Annotated in this window: 10 protein-coding genes; all 10 read right to left on the reverse strand. The window is 37.1% G+C overall.

All coding sequences use genetic code 11. The features are described from left to right. Positions 1 to 173: 173 nt before the first annotated feature. Genes atpC through ABFX15_RS09640 form a run of 10 tightly spaced genes read right to left on the reverse strand, consistent with a single transcriptional unit; the run spans position 174 to position 7,195 of the window. Positions 174 to 614 carry an ATP synthase F1 subunit epsilon gene (gene atpC, locus ABFX15_RS09595; RefSeq protein WP_346025199.1) on the reverse strand — a complete coding sequence of 147 codons (441 nt, stop codon included), beginning with the start codon at positions 612 to 614 and terminating at the stop codon, positions 174 to 176. A 2-nt stretch (positions 615 to 616) separates the two neighbouring features. Then, positions 617 to 2,017, reverse strand: a complete 1,401-nt coding sequence (gene atpD, locus ABFX15_RS09600) for a F0F1 ATP synthase subunit beta (protein ID WP_346025200.1) — start codon at positions 2,015 to 2,017, stop codon at positions 617 to 619. Continuing rightward, on the reverse strand, positions 2,007 to 2,891 hold the full coding sequence (gene atpG, locus ABFX15_RS09605) for an ATP synthase F1 subunit gamma (RefSeq protein WP_346025208.1): 885 nt from the start codon (positions 2,889 to 2,891) through the stop codon (positions 2,007 to 2,009). The genes atpD and atpG overlap by 11 nt, the downstream gene beginning before the upstream one ends. A 6-nt stretch (positions 2,892 to 2,897) precedes the next feature. After that, a complete protein-coding gene (gene atpA / locus ABFX15_RS09610; RefSeq protein ID WP_346025201.1) occupies positions 2,898 to 4,409 on the reverse strand; it encodes a F0F1 ATP synthase subunit alpha in 1,512 nt (503 codons plus the stop codon). Next, a complete protein-coding gene (gene atpH, locus ABFX15_RS09615) occupies positions 4,399 to 4,947 on the reverse strand; it encodes an ATP synthase F1 subunit delta (protein WP_346025202.1) in 549 nt (182 codons plus the stop codon). The genes atpA and atpH overlap by 11 nt, the downstream gene beginning before the upstream one ends. After that, positions 4,935 to 5,489, reverse strand: coding sequence for a F0F1 ATP synthase subunit B (locus ABFX15_RS09620; protein ID WP_346025203.1), 555 nt, complete (start codon positions 5,487 to 5,489; stop codon positions 4,935 to 4,937). The genes atpH and ABFX15_RS09620 overlap by 13 nt, the downstream gene beginning before the upstream one ends. 45 nt (positions 5,490 to 5,534) lie before the next feature. Beyond that, a complete protein-coding gene (gene atpE / locus ABFX15_RS09625) occupies positions 5,535 to 5,804 on the reverse strand; it encodes an ATP synthase F0 subunit C (RefSeq protein WP_346025204.1) in 270 nt (89 codons plus the stop codon). Between the two features lie 59 nt (positions 5,805 to 5,863). Continuing rightward, positions 5,864 to 6,565 carry a F0F1 ATP synthase subunit A gene (locus ABFX15_RS09630; protein ID WP_346025205.1) on the reverse strand — a complete coding sequence of 234 codons (702 nt, stop codon included), beginning with the start codon at positions 6,563 to 6,565 and terminating at the stop codon, positions 5,864 to 5,866. A 12-nt stretch (positions 6,566 to 6,577) separates the two neighbouring features. After that, positions 6,578 to 6,949: an ATP synthase subunit I gene (locus ABFX15_RS09635; protein ID WP_346025206.1), complete on the reverse strand. Its 372-nt coding sequence runs from the start codon at positions 6,947 to 6,949 to the stop codon at positions 6,578 to 6,580. A gap of 15 nt (positions 6,950 to 6,964) precedes the next feature. Further along, positions 6,965 to 7,195: an AtpZ/AtpI family protein gene (locus ABFX15_RS09640; RefSeq protein WP_346025207.1), complete on the reverse strand. Its 231-nt coding sequence runs from the start codon at positions 7,193 to 7,195 to the stop codon at positions 6,965 to 6,967. Between the last annotated feature and the right edge of the window lie 383 nt (positions 7,196 to 7,578).

Consider the following 7,578-nt stretch of genomic DNA (forward strand, 5'->3'; position numbering starts at 1 on the left):
TATCCATGCTGTAAGTCCTTTGTTTTGGTCTTGGATAAGTCATCCAACCCCATTATAAAGGACTTTTTTATGTCATGAAACAGTTAAATTTTTAATGCAACACTAGTGGTCGAACATATAAAAAAACCCAAAACAAGACATCTGTCCAGTTCTGGGTTACTTTCTTCAGTTTGTTAATCATCACTGATATTTTCCGAATATTCTTGGCTGACTTCAATACGCACTGATGAGCGACGAATCATCAAATGAGCTCTTTGCAGATACGGTTCTTTTGGTTTTTCTGCCAGAGCAGCTTCTGCTTTTTGACGATCTTGTTCAGCACGCTCTAAATCAATTTCTTCTGGTGGCTGAGCGATTGTTGTGAAAATATTAATATTATCATCGTTAACCTCAGCAATTCCACTAAAAACGGCAAGTTTTCTTTCGACATCATTATTAATGAAGCGAAGGATTCCGTCTCCTAAAACAGTAGAAATACGTTCATGTCCTGGAAGAACACCAATATTTCCATCCAGCACCCGCATGATAACCATATCAGCTTCTTCTTCAAATTTGACTCCACGAGGTGTTGTAATAGTTAAATTAAGTTTCTTTTTATTATTTAATTCATCCATTTTTAATCACCTTGGTCATTCTTATACTTTTGAACAACGTCATCTATGGAACCAGCATTTAAGAAATACCCTTCTGGAATACCATCATGTACTCCGTCAAGAATTTCCTTAAATCCTTGAACTGTCTCCTTAATCGTTACATGTTTACCTGGAACAGTTGTGAATTTCTCTGCTACATAGAAAGGTTGAGATAAGAAACGCTGAACCTTTCTTGCTCGGTTAACGGCTAGTTTATCCTCTTCAGATAACTCGTCCATTCCTAATATTGCTACAATATCCTGTAAATCTTTGTAACGCTGAAGAATATTTTGGACACGATGGGCAACTTGGTAATGCTCTTTTCCAACGATATCTTCTTCTAAAATACGTGAAGAAGATTCTAATGGATCAATCGCTGGGTAAATGCCTTGTTCCACAACGGAACGAGATAAAATAGTTACTGCGTCCAAGTGGACAAAAGTCGTCGCTGTTGCTGGGTCTGTAAAGTCATCTGCCGGCACATAAATGGCTTGTACAGATGTAATCGATCCGGATTGAGTGGATGTGATTCTTTCCTGCAATGCACCGATTTCTGTTGCTAAAGTGGGTTGATAGCCTACTGCACTGGGTGTACGTCCGAGTAAAGCCGATACTTCTGATCCAGCTTGTACAAATCGGAAAATATTGTCTACGAATAATAGAACATCTTGCTTCTCTTCATCTCGAAAATATTCCGACATTGTGAGCCCTGTTAGAGCCACACGCATACGGACTCCTGGCGGTTCGTTCATTTGACCGAATACTAAAGAGGTATTGTCAATAACACCCGAATCTTTCATATCGTAGTATAAGTCATTCCCTTCACGGGTACGCTCCCCTACTCCGACAAAGACAGATCGGCCGCCATGTTCTTGTGCGATACTGTTAATCAGTTCCATAATGAGAACTGTCTTCCCAACACCGGCACCGCCGAAGAGACCAATTTTACCTCCTTTTGAGAAGGGACATAATAAATCGATCGCTTTAATTCCTGTTTCTAACATCTCAGGTTCCGCTTTTTGGTCTTTAAGAGCTGGAGCATCTCTATGAATGGACCATTTCTCTTCGGATTCTATTTCAGGACCGTTATCGATTGGCTCTCCTAATACGTTAACCATTCGTCCTAAGACTTCTTGTCCTACAGGAACGGAAATAGAAGCACCTGTATCAATAGCTTCCATTCCACGAGTCAAGCCATCAGTCGGATGCATGGATACACAGCGCACTCTATTGTCTCCAAGGTGCTGCATGACTTCTAAGACGATTGTATCCTCTTTATAGTCGACCTCGATGGCATTGTATAAAGCGGGTAAGTCATCATCAAATTGAAGATCGACAACAGACCCGATGATTTGAATAATGTTTCCTTTGTTTTTAATAGTCATCCGTACCTCCTTTTTTCATACTTTCTGCACTTCCTACTATTTCACTTAATTCTTGCGTAATTTCAGCTTGACGTTTTCTGTTATAGACACGATTTAGATCCTCGACCAAGTCATTTGCATTTTTACCTGCCGCATCCATGCTGACCATACGAGCCGCTTGTTCACTGGTATGGGCTTCTGAAAAGGCACGGAATAAACTCATATGCAGATACAATGGCACGACATGGTCTATGAAGTTATCTGTCCCTGGTTCGAATTTAATATCAGTAATATAATTCTCATCACTTTCATCCATTTCAACAGGTAACAGTTTTTCTATCTTTGGTTCAAGTGTTAAGACGTTCTCAAAATGAGTATAAACGAGATAGACTTCTTCTATGTCAACCTCGTCTGATAAAAAGACATCATGTATATTCTGAGCCATGTTCTCAGTACCATAAAATACATTATCGTCCGAGATATCATAAACTGAACGTATAATATCTTTTCCTTCTCTTTTAAAGAAGTCTATACCCTTCGTTCCAACGACGATTAATTTTTCATTTTTACCTTTATTCATGTGTTTCAAAGCTTTGGATAAAATGTTTGAGTTATAACTTCCAGATAAACCTCTGTCACTTGTTAAAACAACATAAAGAGTGTTCTTTGTATCTGTTCTTTCTTTAAAGAACTTATGCTCAGCATTCTCCATTTGTTTGCCTAACTCAGTGACGATACGTTTCAAATTAAGGTAAATCGGACGGATACCATCTAAGGATTCTCTCGCTCTGATTAATTTTGTGGATGCGACCATATCCATGGCCTTAATAATTTGTTCCACAGAACTAACGTTGGCAATTCGTTTTTTTATATCTCTTGTAGAACTCAGATCTATCCCTCCCTAGCTGTAATCGTGTTGGTTTTTAACGTCTTTAATTAAACTATCTATTTGATCGGCTAATTCGTCTGTCAAGACTCCTGTTTCTTTCAATTCTTTTTTAATTTCAGGAGCCACATTGCTGATATGTGAAAGTAAATCTCTTTGGAATTTTCTAATATGTCTCATATCAATATCTGTTAAATGCTTTTGACTTAAAGCATAAAAAACCAGAACCTGATCTTCTATCGCCATAGGTCTATACTGAGACTGTTTGAGTACTTCCATAATACGTTCACCATGATTCAACCGTTCGAGCGTGTCTGGATTCAAATCAGATCCGAATTGAGAAAAAGCAGCCAGTTCTTTATACTGGGCAAATTCTATACGGAGAGGTCCGGCTATTTGTTTAATAGCAGGGATTTGAGCGGCTCCTCCTACACGGGATACGGACAAACCAGGGTTAATGGCTGGACGTACGCCACTATTAAATAAATCTGATTCTAAATAAATTTGTCCATCGGTAATGGAAATAATATTTGTCGGAATATAAGCTGAGATATCCCCTTCTTGGGTTTCAACTATTGGAAGAGCTGTTAAAGTTCCTCCACCGTACTCTTCACTCATTGAAGCAGCACGTTCCAATAAACGCGAGTGCAAATAAAATACGTCTCCAGGATACGCTTCACGCCCTGGTGGACGTCCTAATAGCAAGCTTATGGCTCTGTATGATACAGCGTGTTTAGATAAGTCATCATATACGACTAACACGTCTTTCCCTTGATTCATCCATTCTTCCGCTATCGCAGTTCCTGCGTAAGGTGTAATGTATTGTAAAGGTGCTGAATCACTTGCTGACGAGAAGACAACAGTCGTGTAGTCCATTGCGCCTGTTTCTTCTAACACACTGATAATGCGTGCCACTGTTGAAGCTTTTTGGCCAATAGCGACATAGACACAGTGCACATCCGTCTCTTTTTGGTTGATAATCGTATCAATTCCAATGGCCGACTTACCCGTTTCTCTATCACCAATAATTAACTCTCGCTGCCCTTTTCCAATGGGAACCAAAGCATCAATCGCTTTTATTCCAGTTTGTAAAGGCTGGTCAACCTCTCGACGCATAATGACACTTGGCGCTTGACTTTCAATCGGGCGATAATGATTTGCCGAAATAGGTCCTTTATCGTCAATTGGCTCACCTAAGGAGTTAACAACTCTCCCTAAGAGCCCATCACCAACGGGTACCTCTGTCATTCTTCCTGTTAAAGTGACTGGGTCTCCTTCTTTAATACCTGAATCTGATCCCATAACAACGACACCTATACTGTCTTCGTCTAGGTTTAATGCCATCCCTTGAGTTCCATCAGAAAATTCTAAGAGTTCACCACTCATGGCATTTTCTAATCCATGGACACGAGCTATACCATCACCTACTCGTATAACTGTTCCGGCTTCTGTAAAAGTATTTTCTGAAGCATAATTTTCTATCTGTTTTTTTATGACTTTACTTATTTCAGCTGGATTAACTGACATGGGCGACCCCCTCTCTTTTCAGTTTTTCTTTCATTTTAATGAGTTGTGTTCGGACAGTCCCGTCAAAAACGAACCCATCTATCAATATATAAAATCCACCAATCACATCAGGATCTACTTTCAAATGAAACTCTATGTCCATCTGTGTTTTTTTAGTGAGTAACTCTCTAATAGCCTCCACTTGTTTTTCAGTTAACTCTTTAGCTGAAACGACTGTGGCTTCTGTTTGATTTAACTGTCTTTTTATACGTGTAATTAATTCTGTTAAAGTTGGAATGATTAAGCCTTCTCTATTTTTATCAATCATTAAATGTAAAAAGTTTAATAAAAATGATTCAATGTGTTCAGAAAAAGTTGATTCAAATAATTGGTGTTTTTCTGAATCAGAGACATGAGGATGAAGCAAAAAAAATTGAACCTCTTCTTCATTTAAGGCATTGTTCACTAAAGTTGCTTCTCGTAATGTCTTTTTTATATTGTCATTTTCAATTGACAAATCATAGAGTGCTTGTGCGTAACGTTCTCTTAACTTTGCCATTTGGATTCCTCCAAATCAGTCAAAGCCTCTTCAAAAAGCTTTATATGGTCTTCTTCGTTAATAGAAGAAGCAACATATTTTTCAGCCATTAAAGCAGCCGTCTCAATAATATAAAGACGTGATTCATCCTGTATACGTTTTTTCTCGGCTTCCATACTCTTTTGCATGCGTGCTCTGGTTTCTTCAGCTTCTAATTTAGTTTCTTGGCGGATGAGGTCACTCTCTTCCTGAGCTTGAGCACGTGCTTCTTCTAGTATAGTAAGACGTTCTTTATTTATATTTTCAATTTTTTCTTCATATTCATCTATTAAATTTTTAGCTGTCAACATCGTGGCATCGGAGTCATCCAATTTCTCCTGAATGCTTTCTGTACGCTTTTGCATAAACTCTTTAACAGGATTGTATAAAATGGCTCCTAATATCACTGCCAATAAAATCCCGTTAAATAACTGAATGCCGATATCCATCAAGGTCTGTCCATCCAAACCAAAGACACGTCCTTCGGGGAGAGCTTGAGCTAAAAACCACATCTCATTTTGCAAGTAAACGACCCCTTTCTTATTAGACAGTTGTCTTGTTTCATTTTATTAGAGTAAGTTGACAAAAATTTCTACTAATGGATTGGCAAATAGCATAATGATGGCAATTAAGAGTCCGTAAATACCGGAAGTCTCTGCCATGGCTAGACCGACAAACATCGCACTTCTGATGTCATCACTTGCCTCTGGTTGTCTTGCGATTCCTTCAATGGCTGTTGAAACCACTTTCGACTGCCCAAATGTTGTAAATAGTCCGTTGAGTAATGCGATTGCAGCGGCAATATGCGCTGCGCTAATAATAGTTCCTAAAGTTTCCATATACATCCTCCATAAATTTTCTATAATTTTTTTACATAAATTAAGTCTTGCAATGAATTTTAATCTGCTGCGCCTTTAATATACATCATACTTAATATCACGAATATATAAGTCTGCAAAGCACCGATAATGACATCGAAAAATGCAGATAGAGCAGCTGGGATACCTATTTGAACAAGAAATGGTGTTAAACCATAATAAAGGGTCAGAATAATTGTACCTGACAATACGTTACCAAACAGTCGGAAACTGAGTGAAACAGGTTTAGCAAGTTCTCCAATTATGTTGAGTGGAAAAAAGATAAAGTGTGGTTCAAAAAAAGTTTTAAGGTAGTCCCCTTTATTATGTTTGAAACCTAAAATGAGCATGAGTAGAAAACTTGCAAAAGCAAGTGCGAAGGTCGTCGCAAAATCTGCAGTTGGTGCTCTTAACCCAAATGGACTAAGTAAGCTGGCAGATAAAACAAATACAAAGACCATGAAAAACCAACTACCGATGTAAGATAGTTTTGACCCCATGGTGTTAACGACGAAGGTATCAAACATTTCAACAATTGTCTCAATGATATTTTGGACACCTGTTGGAACAACTTTAAAGGACTTTAATTTTATTCGAGCAAGAATAGCTAAAACAATAAGAATACCCATAATAATCCATGTATTGACGATTGTTTCTGTAATTAAAATCTCAAATCCAAATATTTCTAGTATAGCTATATTGTTTATATCTAACATTGTTAATTGATCACCACCTTCATTCAATCTTAGTTTGAGTTATCCATTCATGACTGATTTAGTACTGTATGCGGCTAATTGATAAGATAATATACCGACAACTACTCCCCATAAATTAATACTGTCTACAAGAGCGCCGATAAGCAGAACAGCTCCAGAAATAAACAATCTTATTAAATGTTGAAGACTGACATATTTCCCTGCGTCTTTTTTATCCATTTTCATAGAAGTATTAACTGTCCGTTCTAGTAGAATGACTTTTAAAATACTCGTTATAGAACCTATTAAAATACCTAGTAAAAATGGAACAAATTCCATAGAACGGTAATATAAAAAAGCAAGCACTAAAGTAGCTACCGAGATGATACCAATCGAATAAATCATTTTTTTTGCTATTTTTGATAAAGTCACTTTATTCCCTCTTCACTATTTTGTTGGCATATCAAATAAGTATTTAATGGCCGCTCCGACACCAAGTAAGGAAAAGACTAATAGTAACCAAGGTGACGAGCCAAGTCTATTGTCTAAAAAACGACCTAATAATACCCCTATTAATATGGAAGCAGCTATCATAACTCCTATATGGGAGAAATTAGCTAATGCTCGTAAGGTCTCACTGTTTTTTTCTTTCTTTTTATTATCTGCTTTCTTGTTCAAAAAACCCTCCCCCAAGACATCCTTTTTTTCTCTTACTAAAAGTGCGTCAATATATAGTGTAACAATATTTGTGCTTTATCGCAATGTATTGTTACAAAAATCACTATGTTTTTTTATTTTTAATTGCATGTAAAGTACGTTTTATTTCCTTATTTGACGCTCACTTTTTAAGTTTAACATTAAAAGTTTATGTTTTTAATATTTTTCTTAGACTATTTTGTGGTTTTTGAAAATAACTTTGCTGTATTTTTCAGTCCTCTATTATATATAATACCAGTGTTACCTGAGAAAATCAGGTCATCACTATTACCACTAGTGTTGCATTAAAAATTTAACTGTTTCATGATATAAAAAAGTCCTTTATAATGGGGTTGGATGACTTA

Source organism: Alkalibacterium indicireducens (assembly GCF_039522005.1).
GTDB classification, from domain to species: domain Bacteria; phylum Bacillota; class Bacilli; order Lactobacillales; family Carnobacteriaceae_A; genus Alkalibacterium; species Alkalibacterium indicireducens.